The 15,304-nt window shown below is 31.2% G+C and carries 16 protein-coding genes and 1 riboswitch; of the genes, 2 read left to right on the top strand and 14 right to left on the bottom strand.

Translation table 11 applies throughout. The annotated features are described in order from the left end of the window. Positions 1 to 9: 9 nt before the first annotated feature. From thiF to ACI48P_RS06925, 4 genes are all read right to left on the bottom strand, one after another. Positions 10 to 810 carry a sulfur carrier protein ThiS adenylyltransferase ThiF gene (gene thiF / locus ACI48P_RS06940; protein ID WP_475214757.1) on the bottom strand — a complete coding sequence of 267 codons (801 nt, stop codon included), beginning with the start codon at positions 808 to 810 and terminating at the stop codon, positions 10 to 12. Between the two features lies 1 nt (position 811). Then, entirely contained in the window at positions 812 to 1,006 is a 195-nt protein-coding gene (gene thiS, locus ACI48P_RS06935; RefSeq protein WP_475214756.1) for a sulfur carrier protein ThiS, read from the bottom strand. Between the two features lie 69 nt (positions 1,007 to 1,075). Continuing rightward, a riboswitch (TPP riboswitch) is annotated at positions 1,076 to 1,187 on the bottom strand. A 139-nt stretch (positions 1,188 to 1,326) separates the two neighbouring features. Next, positions 1,327 to 2,160 carry a DegV family protein gene (locus tag ACI48P_RS06930; RefSeq protein ID WP_475214755.1) on the bottom strand — a complete coding sequence of 278 codons (834 nt, stop codon included), beginning with the start codon at positions 2,158 to 2,160 and terminating at the stop codon, positions 1,327 to 1,329. A gap of 32 nt (positions 2,161 to 2,192) precedes the next feature. After that, on the bottom strand, positions 2,193 to 3,026 hold the full coding sequence (locus tag ACI48P_RS06925; RefSeq protein WP_475214754.1) for a DegV family protein: 834 nt from the start codon (positions 3,024 to 3,026) through the stop codon (positions 2,193 to 2,195). A 248-nt stretch (positions 3,027 to 3,274) separates the two neighbouring features. Here ACI48P_RS06925 and ACI48P_RS06920 point away from each other — a divergent pair, with 248 nt between their 5' ends. Further along, the gene (locus ACI48P_RS06920; RefSeq protein WP_475214753.1) at positions 3,275 to 3,817 is read left to right on the top strand and encodes a TetR/AcrR family transcriptional regulator; all 543 of its coding nucleotides are present in this window, start codon (positions 3,275 to 3,277) and stop codon (positions 3,815 to 3,817) included. Positions 3,818 to 3,868: 51 nt separating this feature from the next. Here ACI48P_RS06920 and ACI48P_RS06915 read toward each other — a convergent pair whose 3' ends face one another. Next, positions 3,869 to 4,030 carry a hypothetical protein gene (locus ACI48P_RS06915; RefSeq protein WP_475214752.1) on the bottom strand — a complete coding sequence of 54 codons (162 nt, stop codon included), beginning with the start codon at positions 4,028 to 4,030 and terminating at the stop codon, positions 3,869 to 3,871. Positions 4,031 to 4,068: 38 nt separating this feature from the next. On the opposite strand from ACI48P_RS06915, the gene ACI48P_RS06910 reads away from it, so the two are divergent. Next, a complete protein-coding gene (locus ACI48P_RS06910; RefSeq protein ID WP_475214751.1) occupies positions 4,069 to 4,410 on the top strand; it encodes a hypothetical protein in 342 nt (113 codons plus the stop codon). A 337-nt stretch (positions 4,411 to 4,747) separates the two neighbouring features. On the opposite strand, the gene ACI48P_RS06905 is transcribed toward ACI48P_RS06910, so the two are convergent. From ACI48P_RS06905 to ACI48P_RS06865, 9 genes are all read right to left on the bottom strand, one after another. Then, complete coding sequence (locus tag ACI48P_RS06905) at positions 4,748 to 4,936, bottom strand: ferredoxin (RefSeq protein ID WP_475214750.1); 189 nt, start codon at positions 4,934 to 4,936, stop codon at positions 4,748 to 4,750. A 13-nt stretch (positions 4,937 to 4,949) separates the two neighbouring features. After that, on the bottom strand, positions 4,950 to 6,608 hold the full coding sequence (gene hcp / locus ACI48P_RS06900; RefSeq protein WP_475214749.1) for a hydroxylamine reductase: 1,659 nt from the start codon (positions 6,606 to 6,608) through the stop codon (positions 4,950 to 4,952). Positions 6,609 to 6,680: 72 nt separating this feature from the next. Next, complete coding sequence (locus tag ACI48P_RS06895) at positions 6,681 to 7,232, bottom strand: hemerythrin domain-containing protein (RefSeq protein ID WP_475214748.1); 552 nt, start codon at positions 7,230 to 7,232, stop codon at positions 6,681 to 6,683. A 147-nt stretch (positions 7,233 to 7,379) separates the two neighbouring features. Further along, positions 7,380 to 8,381: a DUF4003 family protein gene (locus tag ACI48P_RS06890; RefSeq protein WP_475214747.1), complete on the bottom strand. Its 1,002-nt coding sequence runs from the start codon at positions 8,379 to 8,381 to the stop codon at positions 7,380 to 7,382. A gap of 362 nt (positions 8,382 to 8,743) precedes the next feature. Further along, a complete protein-coding gene (gene nhaC / locus ACI48P_RS06885; protein ID WP_475214746.1) occupies positions 8,744 to 10,186 on the bottom strand; it encodes a Na+/H+ antiporter NhaC in 1,443 nt (480 codons plus the stop codon). 80 nt (positions 10,187 to 10,266) lie between these two features. Next, positions 10,267 to 11,346, bottom strand: a complete 1,080-nt coding sequence (gene orr / locus ACI48P_RS06880; RefSeq protein ID WP_475214745.1) for an ornithine racemase Orr — start codon at positions 11,344 to 11,346, stop codon at positions 10,267 to 10,269. Next, on the bottom strand, positions 11,331 to 12,719 hold the full coding sequence (locus tag ACI48P_RS06875) for a GlmL-related ornithine degradation protein (RefSeq protein WP_475214744.1): 1,389 nt from the start codon (positions 12,717 to 12,719) through the stop codon (positions 11,331 to 11,333). The genes orr and ACI48P_RS06875 overlap by 16 nt, the downstream gene beginning before the upstream one ends. Further along, positions 12,709 to 14,922, bottom strand: coding sequence for a D-ornithine 4,5-aminomutase subunit OraE (oraE, locus tag ACI48P_RS06870; protein ID WP_475214743.1), 2,214 nt, complete (start codon positions 14,920 to 14,922; stop codon positions 12,709 to 12,711). Before oraE ends, ACI48P_RS06875 begins: the two co-directional genes overlap by 11 nt. Next, positions 14,916 to 15,290, bottom strand: coding sequence for an ornithine aminomutase subunit alpha (locus tag ACI48P_RS06865; RefSeq protein ID WP_475214742.1), 375 nt, complete (start codon positions 15,288 to 15,290; stop codon positions 14,916 to 14,918). Before ACI48P_RS06865 ends, oraE begins: the two co-directional genes overlap by 7 nt. Between the last annotated feature and the right edge of the window lie 14 nt (positions 15,291 to 15,304).

The following is a 15,304-nucleotide window of genomic DNA, read 5'->3' as shown; positions in this document are numbered from 1 at the left end:
CTATTTGTATTAAAATTCATCCCCAACTAGAATTCTTGTTGCTAAATTAGCCATGTGATTTGCACATATTGCTACTCTTGGTGCCATTAAACCTTCACCTTCTCTAGCTTCATATGTTTCATCTCCACATATATAAAACTTATCTCTTACTTTTCTAGTTTTTATAATATTTGAGTCATAGTATCCTGCCATCCCTGAAGATGATATTAAATACTTATCTCTCATTTTAATTAATATTTCATTGGCTATTTCTGCCTTATAGCTTGGATTATCAAATGCTTCAATTATTATGTCACAGTCTTTTAAGTCGTGAATATTTGATGAGTTAATTATTTTGTTAATTGTACTTATTTTTATGAATGGATTTATATTTTCTATCTTTTCCTTTAAAGCTTCTGTTTTGTATTTTCCTATATCACTAATAAAGTATTGTTGTCTATTTAGATTTGATGGCTCCACAATATCAAAATCAGCTATGATTAAATGACCTACACCTATTCTAGCTAAGGATATAGCAATATTTGAGCCTAGTCCTCCAAGTCCTAATATGGATACAGCTCCTGCTTTTAACTTATTATGAATATTAGGAGTATGTCTTGAAATCATTAATGACTCTAGCTCTTCATATTTTGGCATCTCACCCTTTTTAATAAGAGTTATTTTATCATTATGCTTTAATATTGTATTTTCATTTATTGGGTATCCATTTAAAATTAATACATCAGCATCACTTTTATATTTTTCTCTTATTTCAAATAGATTACTTCCATCAGTAACTTCAACTTTTACTTCATTTATGTAAATAATCATTTTAGCCCCCCCCTACAAAGCGTATTACTTCTATAACATCATCTTCTCTAAGGAAATAATTATCGTAGGCTTCATTTTCAATAATTTCTAAGTTTACTTCTACAACAACAGTGTTTTTATTAACACCAATGTTATCAAGTAATTTTGAGATTGATGTGTTGTCCTTAAATTCTAATTCTTTCCCATTTACCTTCATTGTCTAACCTCCTTTTGATAACAAAAAAGCGCTCTCTTGAAAGAGAACGCAATTATACTAGTTTATTGGCTGTATATTAAATAGCTTCCCTCCGCAAGTATTATCTTGATCAGGTGTTTAGAGTCTGTAAGTTACGGCTTCACTTCTCAACTATCCAATTATAGCTCCCCTAGCTTCATATTCATTTTTTCTTACAAAATAAGTTTAGCATACAGTTTTCTCTAACACAATACATTTTTTGATATTATAAATACCTCACAAAAAAAGCTGAACAAAATGTTCAGCCTTGTGTCTCTAAGTTATTATTGCATTATAAAAAATTATATTGTAGCTATACCAACTATACTTGGTCCAGAGTGAGACGATATACAAGCTCCTATATTTACTTTGTATATAGCCTTAGGATTACCTGCTTCTAATACTTTACTTTTTACGTTTTCTATATCATCTTCATTATCACAGAATCCTAGTATTACTATTCTATCATCTAAGCTTTTGGCTAAATCAATAGTATTATTAACTAAAGTAGCTGATAAATGCTTTTTACCTCTAACTTGAGATTTTTGGTCAACTATACCATCTTTTATCGTTAATATTGGCTTTATGTTTAACATTGTCCCTATTGCAGCTTTTGTAGAAGATATTCTTCCTCCTTTTTGTAGATGTTCTAAGCTATCAACAAAGAAAAATGCTGTTTCAGTTCCCTTTAATGATTCTAACTCACTTATTAAATCATCTACCGATTTACCTTCTTCTTTTAATAATGCAGCTTTTATTACAAACCCTGCCGCACATACTGATAAACTATAAGTATCAAAAGTGTAAACTTTTCCACTTCCTTCAACTTCTCTACTTGCCATAACAGCACTTTGGAATGTCCCTGAAGCTGCTGAAGATCCACCTATATATAATACATCTTCACCTTGAGTAGTATATTTTTCAAAAGCTTCCTTAAATCTTACAAAAGTAATTTGAGATGTTTTAGGCAACTCTTGGTTGCTTCTCAATATTTGATAGAACTCTTCATTTGTTATGTCAACTCCATCTAAATATTCTTTTCCATCTACTAATATTGTTAATGGTATTACCTCTATATCAAATTCATTTATAATTTCCTTTGGCACATCTGACATGGTATCACATATTATTTTCATCATTTACCTCCTACATTTAACTATACCTATTACTATAAGATCGCCATACCTACTATGGCAGGTCCTGAATGTGCAGTAATACATGCTCCAGCCTTAACTTCATAGGCATGTTTACAGTTAGTTGCTAATATTTTTTCCTTTAACATTTTACCTTGTTCAATGTTATCACCACATCCATAAACGATTATTCTATTTTCTATATCGTTTATTCCTTCAGTGGCTTTATTAAATATGGTAGATATCATTTGCTTTTCTCCTCTTACTTGGGATTTCGGCGAAATAATTCCTTCCTCTAAAGAAAGTATAGGTTTAATCTTTAATAAACTACCTAATTTTGCCTTTGCACCTGATACTCTTCCACCTTTATATAAATATTCTAAAGTATCTACTGATAGATATACTCTTTGAGTACCTTTCAATCCTTCAAGAATTTTAATAATTTCTTCAGATTTTTTTCCTTCATCTAATAATTGACAAGCTTTTATTATAAAAACTGCCCCTCCTGCTGAGAAGTTGTAAGTATCAAAAGTGAATATTTTTGCTTTGCCTTCAGTATCATTACTTGCCATTACAGCACTTTGATAAGTCCCTGAAGCAGCTGAAGAACCACCAATATATAGTATTTCATCATATTCATTTATATACTTATCAAATACATCTTTAAATTGAGAGTAAGTAGCTTGACTAGTTTTCGGAAGTTCATGGCTATTTCTCATAAGTAGATAAAATTCTTCTGGTGTAATATCAACGCCATCTTTATATTCTATCCCATTAAATATAGCTGTAGTTGGAACAATATATATATCGTACTTAGCAATTATTCCTTTGGGTATGTCAGACATTGTATCACAAATTATTTTTATCATGTTCTTATTTTTCCTCCAGTGATTAATATATTTTAGCTCAAAATAAAGAACGTGTATATATCAATTTTATAATTAGCAGATTTTCACTATTACATTATACTATATAATGACATAATTTCATAATAAATATCTTAAATGTATTATTTTTTTAATGAATAATACATCTAAGTTTACTGCTAAATTTTTTTAATTTTAGTCAACTAAAATGAACATCATTCATAAAATAACTTATGAAAAGAGGTGTTATTATGCCTAAGATACTGGAAAATGTTTCTGAAGATATACTAAGAATTTCTAGAGATCTAATATTAAAAGATGGCTATTCTAATGTTAGTATTAGAAAAATAGCTTCTACCTGTGGTGTAAGTACTGGCACTATTTATAACTATTACAAATCAAAAGATGAAATATTAGTTTGTGTTATTAGAGGCGAATGGAATACTCTACTTAGAAAAGTTGATATTACAATCAAAAATAATACTAATTATATCTCTTCACTTAAAGAAATCTATTTAGAAGTAGAACATTTTATGAACATAGTTCATTTTATTTCATTTAATAATCTTACAACTTCGCTATACCCCAATAAATATTTAGAATTAAAACAAAGTAAAAAACAATATAGAGACCAACTTACCGATAAAATTTGCCAATGTTTAAAAGGCCTTAATATTCCTAAAGAAAATGATTTAGTATATAACCTACTTGTAGATATGTTTTTTACCTACTCTAGAGATGAAAGTATTACTTTTAATGATTTAATACCTTACATTAAAAAATTATTAAGCTAAAAACTAGGAGGTCCTACATTGAATAATAGCCTTAGAAATCAGTAGCAAAGATTATTGAATATATGCAGTTCTTATATTATATTTACTTGTAATATTTATGTGGGCAATTGATACTGGCAAAATTGATAAATTAGGTACTATTCTACTAATAATAATTATTATTTCTCTACTATATGGGCTTACGAACATTGACTTCTTTGATTTTAATAACATTACTCTTATCACTTATAGTCGGTGTAGGAATGGTGGGAATGGTATTCGTTCCCCAGTTTGCAGAAAACTCGTTAATGATAAAATATGGTCCTAAAAAAATATTACTAGTAGGTTTTACAATATCAATGTTAGGTGATCTTTACCTATTTATCATTGGTGTAAGAATAAACTCAGCTCTAGCAACTCTATCTTTGGTTCGTTCAATTGGTACATCTATATTTCCAGCAATAATGATAGGTTTTATTGCTCATGCGGGTCTAAATGTACCTAATAAGATTATGAATATTATTGGAAATCCTCCATCACCACAAATTAATCAGGTTAAAGAGCTAAACACTATGATAAATAAATTTAAAACTGACCCTGATATGGCAAAATAACTTGAAAGTGTAAATATCCCTGATTTAAATAGTTCATCATCGATTGTAAAATTAACTAGTGGTTCTTTATCTGATCACCTATTAAATAAGCTTCAAACCTGTGATGTAACAACAGTGACAGATATCATTAAATTAGTAACTCAAACTATGTATGACAAAGAAGTCCCACCTATAATAGAAAAAAATAGAAGCAAATGTTCAAACCGGTAAAAATAATAATTGATTAATATCTAATATATATTAAATGATTATAACTTTTACTAATATCAGAATTGCTTGTACTATAAAAGGACTATCGATTATGATAGTCCTTTTTATTTAAGTTATACCTTATTTCTTACTTTACACTTATTGCGTCAACTGGACATGATTCTTCTGCTTCTTTTGCATCATCTATAGAATCAGCACTTATCTCTTCATCTACTGGAACAGATTTTCCTTCATCATCCATACTGAACACCTCTGGACAAATTCCAGCACATGCTCCACATCCTATACAAGTTTCTCTGTCTACATAAGCTTTCATAATCTTTACCTCCTTATTTTGTTGGCACCTCTAAGCAAGATGCAAGGTCTTTTTCTGGTGTACTTATTGGTTTAATATTAAATGTATCAACTAAATATTGAAGTACATTAGGACTAATAAACGCAGGTAATATTGGGCCTAAATATATTCCTTTAATTCCTAATGATAGTAATGCTAATAAGTCTGCTACAGCTTTTTGCTCATACCAAGATAAAATAATTGAAAGTGGTAAACTATTTACATCTGTATCAAATGCATCAGCAAGAGCCAAAGCTATCCTTACGGCAGAATATGCATCATTACACTGTCCCACATCTAATAGTCTTGGTAATCCTGCTACTTCACCAAAATCTAATTTATTAAATCTATACTTTCCACAAGCTAAAGTAAGAATTATACAGTCTTTAGGCACTTGTTCTGCAAATTCTGTATAATAATTTCTACCTGCTCTTGCTCCATCACATCCTCCTATTAAGAAGAAGTGTCTTAATTTACCTGATTTAATAGCATCTATTATTGCTGGTGCATTGCTTAAAGTAGCTTGATGCCCAAAACCTACTAATATTTCTTTAGGCTCTTCATCTTCTTTAAAACCACCAAGTTCTAAAGCTTTATTAATTATTTCACTAAAATCTTTTTCTCCGTTTGATTCTTTATCAATATGCTTTACTCCATCCCAACCTACAACACTTGTTGAGAATATTCTATCTTTATATGAATCTCTTGGCTTCATCATACAGTTTGTAGTCATTAAAATACAACCTGGAATATTATCAAATTCCTTTTGTTGGTCTTGCCAAGCTCCACCAAAGTTACCTACTAAATGAGAATATTTATTAAGCTCTGGATAACCATGACAAGGTATCATTTCTCCATGAGTATAGATATTAATACCTTTTCCTTCTGTTTGTTTTAATAACATTTCTAAGTCTTTTAAATCATGACCAGATACTATAATAAATGGTCCTTTTTTAATATTTACATTTACCTTATGAGGTGCTGGATTTTTGTAAATCGTCGTATTCGCTTCATCTAGTTTTTGCATAACAGCTACACTCATGTCACCAGTTCTTATTGTCCATGTTATTAAATCTTCAAGTTTTAATTTATCATCAACAACTGCTTGTAAAGCTCTAAAATAGAATTCATCAACTTGATCAGAATAATATCCTAATTCTCTAGCTTGATGACCATAAGCAGAAATTCCTTTTAAACCATATATTATAGTTTGTCTAAGTGAACGAATATCTGCATCAAGATCTTGGTCATACATTATACCTGCTTTTTTTGCATCTTCTAACATCTTATCTCTACTATCACTTAAATTATATGTAACTTCTTCACAAGAACATTCTAAATTAGATACTTTACTTCTTAATGATTGCTTGATTTCTTGAGATTGTCTTAACATTTTTTCATGAACATCAGCATCAAAATTAACATTTGTAAGAGTTGTAAATAATGAGTTTTCAACAAAACTAACTATGTTCTTATCAATTTTTTCACCTTTATTTATCAACTCTTTTGCATAACAACTTATTCCTTTTATTTGATATATTAATAAGTCTTGAAGCGCTGCAATTTCGGGGGTTTTACCACACACACCCACCTTTGTACATCCTTTTCCACCAGCTGTTTGTTCACACTGGTAACAAAACATTGGATAGTCCATTAAACACACTCCTTTAAAATAAAGTTCTGTATTATAGTTCCCAATTTTATTTTAAATATAGTTATAAATACCTTAATTTTTAAATTTATTCTCTAGTTTTTCAAGTATTATAATACTATTTTCCCTTATGTCGCTATTATCACTTTCAAACACCATGCACTCTTCATCAATATTACTTTGAACTCCTTCTTCTAATTCTCTTTCTGCAAACTTATAAATTACTCTATCTTCCTTATCAATATGTCTTTCTAATAGATGTGTATAAGATATAGCATTTGAAATAATATCTAATTTAGCTTCTTCATTGCCATTTTTATAGTTTTCTAAGGCTTCACATAAATTTCTAACATATAATCTACCAAAATCATGTTCCACTAACATTCCATTCTTAACTAATTTCTCAGCCACATCCCCTAAGTTATCAACCATTTTATTAAATAGAATATCTTCCTCTTTTTTATGATGATGTTCATCTGCATATTGTTTAATAAATTCTACTATTAAATTAAAGTCATCATAATTAACTTCTTGACCTTGTAATATATTAAAACATACCTTTCTAACTACTTTAAGCATTCTTAATATATATTGATGTTCTTCATTCATAATTTTAATTGCGTTCATTTTTATTTCTCCTTTATTATTTTTATATGGTTATTATAGTTCATAAATAATTATTTTTAAGTAACATAGGTTACATAACTAAAACATTCTCATAATCAAAAAAGCTACCTAAACTTTTATATTTAGGTAGCATATTAGTTAAATTATTTAGCTTGATGCACTTGAAGCCACTGCAGCTGAACTTATACATGCCATAGTAGTGGCTGTTTCGATTGCTATAATAACATTTAAGAAAACATTATTAGATATATTTTCTAATTCATGTTCTTTAGTTAACTCTTCTCCATATACAGATGCAACAATACTTGCGCATAACATATTTCTATATGTATGTCCTAACCTCCAGTTGCCAAATCCTTTTACATCTTTTAACTTATCTGATGCTTTTTTTATATCTTTTACCATCGTTTCTTCGTCAAATGATAAAAGTGACAAAGCGCCTATAATTGGGTTACCGAAATTACCCATTTTACAGTCATTACTCTTAAGTAAATCTCTTATTAAAATAGCTTTTTTGCATTTAGCCATACTTTTATCTTCACTAAAAGCTAATATTTGAGACATGGCTTGAAGGTCATTACTTTTATAAAATCCATTTTGATTTAAATAATTATAAGCTTCTTCAATATGATTAAGATCTTTATCTAAATCCTTAGAATGTATAGCAAGTAAACAAGCATTACAATAATCATCATGAGATGTTAAAAACGGATGACATTTTTTCATATATTCATATGCATGTCTCATCCTTTTAATAACAGTATATAAGTCCATCTTATCTCTATTTTCATAGACAATTATTGATGCTAATGATAAAAAATCACTACTACCAAACCTATCATTTTTTAATTCTTCATAATTTTTAAGTATAGCTTTAAAACTACCTTCAGGGTCACTTTCAAAAGAAAGAAGTGTTGCCATATAAAACAAATTGTGCCCTCTAAAATTTGAGAATATGCTTGTATTTTTCTTTATTATATCTAGCCTATCCTCAACCAATCTACTATCAATAGTCTTTCCTCTTAAAGTAAAAGACAAAGCACAACTATGCTGAATCATACCCATTCCCCAAGATCCTTTTACATTTTTAAGCTCATTAAAATTTCTTACTAACAAATCTAATTTACCATCTATTAAATACTGATACATACAATCCTTCCCCCTAATACATCTGATATAACTATAATAACACTATTTTCAACTATTTTGGGTTTATTGTATTCATTTGCTATTCAATTAATTCTAAATATATTAAATTCTTTCAAATCATCTCTATTTTATTATAAAGTAATTTTTATTTCATATGTTTTTTATTTAATTATTATATATATTTTTTTTATTTTCTCGCCCAAAAAAAGATGGGCTTTGCCATGAAAGTTTTATAATTATCAAGGGAGGTAAGAAATATAGGTTCTCTGACATTTGCAGGCGTCTTCTTTGCCTGCATGGAAGAGAACTAATATTTCTTACCGACCGCCGGTAATTATCAAACTTTCGCAAAACCCAATTTTTTATAATGCTCCTTCTTCTATTTCCTTCTCCACGATTTTCATTTCTTCAGGAGGCAATTTTTCCATTGTTAAACCTGTTGCAGCATAAAACAGGGAAACCAATGGATTTATTAAATTTAAGAATGCAAATGGTAAGTAAGCAAATGGATGCACTCCTAATGTAGTCCACATGAAAGCACCACATGTATTCCACGGAATAAGTGGAGATAACAACGTTCCGCTATCTTCAAGAGCTCTTGAAAGATTCTTCGGATGTAATCCTCTTTTTCTATACTCATTTTTATACATTCTTCCTGGTAAAACTATTGATAAGTACTGCTCACCTGTTGCTAAGTTTACACCTATACAAGAGATTATGGTTGCAAATACTAAACCAAAAGTTCCTTTTGCAAACTTCAATAATGAATTTGCTAAAGCCTCAAGCATACCTGTTTTTTCTAAAATTCCACCAAGTGTTAAAGCACAAAGAATCAGCGACACTGTCCACATCATACCATCTAATCCACCACGAACTAATAGTTCATCAACAATCTGCACACCAGTTTCTGAAGAATATCCATAGTGAGCTGCATCAACAACTGTTGCTAAATCAGCACCTTGGAATATTCCTGCAAAAAGCCCTCCAAGTAATGTTCCGATTATTAGTCCAGGTAAAGCCGGCATTTTAAATACAACCATAAGTATAACAACAACAGGTGGTATTAATAAAACTGGTGATAAAGTCTTAAAAGCTCCTTCTAAAGTAGAACTTATTAATTGAATTTCTGCTAAATCTAGTTCTTTACCTGCATATTTCATACCTATTACGCCATACATTACTAGTGCTATCAATAATGCTGGTCCTGTAGTATATACCATGTGCTTTATATGCTCAAATAAATTTGAACCTGCCATTGCTGGTGCTAAATTTGTAGTATCAGATAATGGCGACATTTTATCACCAAAGTAAGCTCCAGAAATTATTGAACCAGCTACAAGTGGTGCTGGCATTCCTAAGCCTTGACCTATTCCTATAAGTGCTATCCCAACTGTTCCTGCTGTAGTCCATGATGAACCTGTCGCAAGAGATACAATTGCACAGATAAGACATGTTGCCACTAAGAAAATACCAGGTGATAGTATTTTCAGTCCCCAATAAATCATTGCAGGAACTGTTCCACTTAATATCCAAGTTCCTATTAATGTTCCTACAACCATAAGTATTAGTACTGCTTGCATTGCCATTCTTATAGTGTCTAAAACGCCCTCTTCAAGTTCCTTCCAAGTAAATCCTAACCTGAAGATTCCTATAAGCCCCGCTACAAATGCACCTAGAATTAGCGGTATATGTGGGTCTGCCCCTAGTTTAACTAGAGAGTAAGCTAGTACTGCTATCAAAAACAATACTGGTATTAGTGCTTCACCTGCTGTTGCTTTTCTTGAGACTTTTGGCTTTTTTTCCAAAATATGTTCCCCCTTATATAATTTATTTCTACCCATTCTAGGCTTAGCTAGAATAGGTTAGTGGACATTATTGTTGGATGCTAAGCTAATGCAGTTTCTGTTAATATTTCTTTGTGTACATATTTACTTGTCGCAGCAGACATAAGACCGCCATATTCTAATAAGAAATCTATCTTGTCTCCAACTTTGTACTCAACTTTGCTATTAGTTATATTAAGTAACATATGGTCAGAGCTTGCTCCTAAAATTTCTAAATCTTTATTACATAAGGTAATAGAGTTTATATCAATATCTTGTTTACCTATTGCAAGTATTGCTCTTTTCATTATTCCTTTATCTTCATAGTAAGGCTTATTTCCAAAAGCATCTAGACCTATTTCACCTATTGGTAATGAAGGCTTCTCTTTTATCTCCACAATTTCACAAACTAACTTAAAAGCATCTTCATTTGCACCTGCAATAGTTTGCCCGTAAGCTGTTTCACGACCTAGGGCTATAGCTTCTCCAAGCCTAAGATTAGTTATTTCTTTTGGCATCTCATTATTGTCTAATAAATAAAGTGAACTAGAGTTCCCTCCAGAAATAAATTCTAACTCTATATTATACTTTTCCTTAATCTCATTACCTATCTTAGCTAGCCTACCTAAGTTTTCTTTTGAAGGTAATACTGCTCCATAACAAGTAAGATTTGTTGCAATACCTACTAGTTCTACATTATCTAGTTTTAAAATATTCTCAACCATACAATAAATCTCTTCTTCATAGAAACATCCTTCCCTTAGATCTCCTAAATCTACCATTAACACTACTTTATGAACTAAATTTTTAGATTTTGAAATTTCATTTAATTTATTTATTACTGAAAGCTCAGAGCTAAAACTAATATCTGCATACTGTACTACTTCTTCTAACTCTGAAAGCATAGGAATTCTAATAAGTATTTTGGGTAGGTTTATATGTTGCAAGTTTTTAAGATTTTCTATTCTAGAATCAGCTAAGTAATCTATATCTTCTTTAGCTATTTCTTCAACTACAGATGGCATAGCACAGTAAGACTTCGTAACCATTGCAACCTGTAGATTATTTTTATGACATTTATCGCATAGTATTTTTGCATTCTCTCTTAACTTTCTTATATCAATTTCTAATCTGGGATACATACTTTATCCTCCTCAAACTCTAAGCTTTTTAACATAAGCTTTAAGGATGCTTTTTCATATTTCTTTGATAAGACCCCAAGAGATGCCATTATATAATCATTATCTACTAGTATCTTTGCAGTTTCTTTTGGAAATAGAAGTTCTTTATTGTTATTGTAATTAGTCATATACTCCATAATAGCTACTCTATTTGGTAGACGAGTTAAAGCTCCACCTGTACCAATAACATATTTAACTTCCGTTAAATCTTTTCCCTCTGCAATTCTACTTTTTCCACTAGTTCCATAAATATTTCTTATTCTTCCTGCATGTCTTAATGTTGCTTTTACTACAGCTTCTTTTGTAAGTCTTTCTACAAAAGCTATTTGTTCTTCAGTTTTTGGTATAGGCAAGTAATTAGACATTATTTCATCAATATCTAAACTTAACTCCTTTTCCAATTTATCTTTACCAATTATCTCTACTATATTTTTCATATTAACATAAACCCCGAGATCACCTTCAACAGTTCTCTTAGCTTGTGGCTCTGGGTTTACTGATATTCTGCTTATGGCCTCACTGCCATCAGTTACTGAATGTAAATCTGTAGTAGCTCCGCCAACATCTAATGTTATTAAATCTCCAATATATTTATAAAGCATTTTTGAAGCTTCCATTACTGCACCTGGTGTAGGTGTAATGTTCCCATTTACCATTTCTTTAATATACTTCATACCTGGTGCATTAATGATATGTTTCTCAAATGCATCTTGTATAACTTCTCTAGTTGGCTCAATGTTTAACATATCTATCTTAGGATAAACATTGTCTACTATATATAAATCGTAATTGGTATCTTCAAAAATAAGCTTAATCTCTTCTCTATTTTCAACATTACCAGCATATATAACTGGTATCTTTAAATTTAAGCCTGCAATTAATTCTGCATTATATAGGGCCGTGTCTCTTTCTCCGTAATCTACGCCCCCCGCTATCAAAATAATATTTGGCTTAATCTCTTTAATTTCTTTTAAGTCCGTTCTTCTAAGTTTTCCAGCTGTTACCTTGTGTATTATAGCTCCCGCACCAAGTGCTGCTTCTTTAGCAGCCTTTGCAGTCATATCATAAACTAATCCATGTACAGTCATTTTTAGGCCCCCTGCTGCACTGGATGTAGCAAACATATCATCATATTCTATACTTTCAATACCAAGATTTTTAGCTAAATCCTTTATAGCCCCCTCTAAACCACATCTTACATCTCCACCCTCAAAAACTGTAGTAGGTGCTTGGCCCTGACCTATAAAGTCAGGGCTTTCACTATTAATATTGTTAAATGCATTTACTACTGTCGTTGTACTACCTATCTCTGCAACTAAAACATTAATTTTCATTTGAAGCCATCATCTCTCTTCGTTTTTCAACTAAGAATGTAGCAACATGAATACCTTTACTGTTTCTTCCAAAACCTGCATCTACTCCATGTTGTACAGCTATTTCTGGAGTTACTTGTGTTCCTCCACAAGCTACCATAATCTTTTCTCTTATACCTTTTTCTACACAGTACTCATGAAGCTTTTTCATGTTTTTATAGTGGATGTCATCATGACTAATTATTGTTGAAGCAAGTATCGCGTCAGCATTTAACTCGATGGCTGCATCTACTAGTTTTTCAACAGGTACTGAAGTTCCTAAGTAGTGACACTCTATACCAAATCTTTCTATTCCACCGTGTTTAATATCTATTATTTCTCTTAGTCCAACAGAGTGTTCATCTTCTCCTACTGTTGCACAAACAATCTTTAAAGGATTTTTTTCAATATCTTCTCTTATTTCATCATCAGTTAATACTTTCTGCTCTTCAGGTATTACCAATTCACTTATATCTATGCTAAATGGAACTTTTCCTTTTAACTCTATTCTTGTTCCTTCAGCAGAGTGCATTACTTCTCTATGGATAACCTCTACTTCTTCAAGGTTCATTTTCTTAGCAAATTCTATTGCTGCGAATTCTGCAGTTCTAACATCTGTAGGTAGCATCATAGTAAGCATTACTGTACCATCTGCACACCATTCCATCTCTGGTTTTATTAAAGTTGAATTTCTGAATTCTTCATTTTCCTTAAGTCTTACATGTACATTATCAAATTCATCTAGTTCATCTATATAAACTATTTTATCTGGGTCTTCAAATGTACAACCACCTATTAAGTTAGCAGGGTTTTCAATATATGCTTCATCATATTGAGCTACATTATTATAACCAAAGTGTGCTGTAACAGGTGCAAAATAGTCTTCTTCTCTTTCATAAACTGTTCCTGCTCCTACCCCACCTTTTATCTTTCTAGATATTCCATCTCCATTTCTTTCAGGATAGAATCCTGAGTCAACAAAGAATCCTTGCTCTACAGCTTCAAAGTATCCTCCTACCTCAGCTATTTCTTCCATGTATAATACTGCTCTTTCCTTTAATTCTCTAGCTGTATTTCTTAGTTCACTTTCATCTTTAAGCTGAATCATATCCATTAATCCATCCATACCAACTAGTGCTTGCTTTGCAGTATCACAAGCTTCTATGTTGTACATATGCCAAGGAACGTTTCTTCCTTCATCAGGAGTTATAGTTGATTGTATATCAGCTCTTGTAAGTACAGAAGTTAATAAATTTAATACATGAGTAACTGTAGCTTCTCTAGTAGAAGACTCCATATACTTTGTGTTCATTTGAGCTCTCATTTTATATTCATCAAAGAAATCTCTTAAAGCTACTGCATAAGGTAAATCTATTTTTAAACATGGTGCTGGTGGAGCTGTTGGAGGAACTGTAGATAAACATATATTATCTTTCTTTATTCCTACTTCAAAAGAGAAAACTGAGTTTAGAGCATGTTGTACCATAAGCTCTGGCATAACCTTCCAAGCTTCTCTTGCAGTAGCATTTGCATTATGAGCGCCATCTATTTGAGCCATATCTGCAAATACCATAACATTTTTAGCTTCACAAGCATCAACAAATGATCTTATCATATTTACATTTCTATAAAGTACGTTGTATTGTGGGTCTTGGTGAGCTCCATTTATTCCTTCTTCTGCGAACATTACTGCAACTTCAGGACCTGCAACTCCACTTACATAAGAATGGTAGTTTATTGGTCTTCCTACTTCTTCTTCTATAAAATCAAGTGCTTTTCTTTGAGCTCTTATTTGCTTTCTAGTTATAGGAACCCCACCTATACCTTGAGGAGTACCTTCTATTAGTCCATCAAAGTGTGATTGACCTGCAGTTCTTATTACCATTATATGGTCAGCACCATGATGAGCTGCCATTCTCATTCTTCTTATATCGTCTTCAAATCTTCCAGATGCTATTTCAGTAGTTATTACTGGAGTTGGTTGCGGATCTATATTATTAAAATATTTTGCTGAAGGAAGTGCTACACTTTCATTTAATGGAGCAGAGCAATTAGAATACTTAAATGGACCCATTTCTAATTCCTTATCTTCTTCTCTCCAAGTCCAACCTCTTCTTTTAGGTCTATAATTTTCTAAATCTTGTAAGATATAATCTATATCTAATTTTTTATTTTCCTTTAGCATTTAGCCACCTCCTTATTAAATAAACTGACTACCTCATCCCATCCTTCACCTTCTACTAACATAAGACCTGCTTCTCTTATGCTAACATTCTTTTCTTTAGCTAATTTATAAATCACATTACCTGCACCTTTTCCCATTAAACCTCTATCAATTACGCCTTCAACTATTGGCTTTGCTTCTAATGAAGAAAATCCCATTCTTAAAAGTATTGATCTTTCTATTGAAGGTGTAGTATTTTTTTTACCTAACTCTAACATTGGTGCAACAATGTCTGTTGCTAATTGCCAAAATCTATCGTAAAGCTCTTTATCTGATAAATCTTTTAAATGAGATCTTCTTACTTCAAAATCATCTGCTCTCTTTTGCATATGATACCTCCCCC

This window comes from Romboutsia sp. LXY-2 (genome assembly GCF_056171995.1).
Note: the sequence above shows the minus strand (reverse complement) of the source record. Positions and strands in the feature narration are given on the sequence as shown.

What these genes read in the sequence shown, in the direction of transcription:
- thiF (WP_475214757.1), bottom strand. Translation starts at nt 810, where the DNA reads ATGATTATTTACATAAATGAAGTAAAAGTTGAAGTTACTGATGGAAGT.
- thiS (WP_475214756.1), bottom strand. Translation starts at nt 1,006, where the DNA reads ATGAAGGTAAATGGGAAAGAATTAGAATTTAAGGACAACACATCAATC.
- ACI48P_RS06930 (WP_475214755.1), bottom strand. Translation starts at nt 2,160, where the DNA reads ATGAAAATAATATGTGATACCATGTCAGATGTGCCAAAGGAAATTATA.
- ACI48P_RS06925 (WP_475214754.1), bottom strand. Translation starts at nt 3,026, where the DNA reads ATGATAAAAATAATTTGTGATACAATGTCTGACATACCCAAAGGAATA.
- ACI48P_RS06920 (WP_475214753.1), top strand. Translation starts at nt 3,275, where the DNA reads ATGCCTAAGATACTGGAAAATGTTTCTGAAGATATACTAAGAATTTCT.
- ACI48P_RS06915 (WP_475214752.1), bottom strand. Translation starts at nt 4,030, where the DNA reads ATGTTATTAAAATCAAAGAAGTCAATGTTCGTAAGCCCATATAGTAGA.
- ACI48P_RS06910 (WP_475214751.1), top strand. Translation starts at nt 4,069, where the DNA reads ATGGTATTCGTTCCCCAGTTTGCAGAAAACTCGTTAATGATAAAATAT.
- ACI48P_RS06905 (WP_475214750.1), bottom strand. Translation starts at nt 4,936, where the DNA reads ATGAAAGCTTATGTAGACAGAGAAACTTGTATAGGATGTGGAGCATGT.
- hcp (WP_475214749.1), bottom strand. Translation starts at nt 6,608, where the DNA reads ATGGACTATCCAATGTTTTGTTACCAGTGTGAACAAACAGCTGGTGGA.
- ACI48P_RS06895 (WP_475214748.1), bottom strand. Translation starts at nt 7,232, where the DNA reads ATGAACGCAATTAAAATTATGAATGAAGAACATCAATATATATTAAGA.
- ACI48P_RS06890 (WP_475214747.1), bottom strand. Translation starts at nt 8,381, where the DNA reads ATGTATCAGTATTTAATAGATGGTAAATTAGATTTGTTAGTAAGAAAT.
- orr (WP_475214745.1), bottom strand. Translation starts at nt 11,346, where the DNA reads ATGTATCCCAGATTAGAAATTGATATAAGAAAGTTAAGAGAGAATGCA.
- ACI48P_RS06875 (WP_475214744.1), bottom strand. Translation starts at nt 12,719, where the DNA reads ATGAAAATTAATGTTTTAGTTGCAGAGATAGGTAGTACAACGACAGTA.
- oraE (WP_475214743.1), bottom strand. Translation starts at nt 14,922, where the DNA reads ATGCTAAAGGAAAATAAAAAATTAGATATAGATTATATCTTACAAGAT.
- ACI48P_RS06865 (WP_475214742.1), bottom strand. Translation starts at nt 15,290, where the DNA reads ATGCAAAAGAGAGCAGATGATTTTGAAGTAAGAAGATCTCATTTAAAA.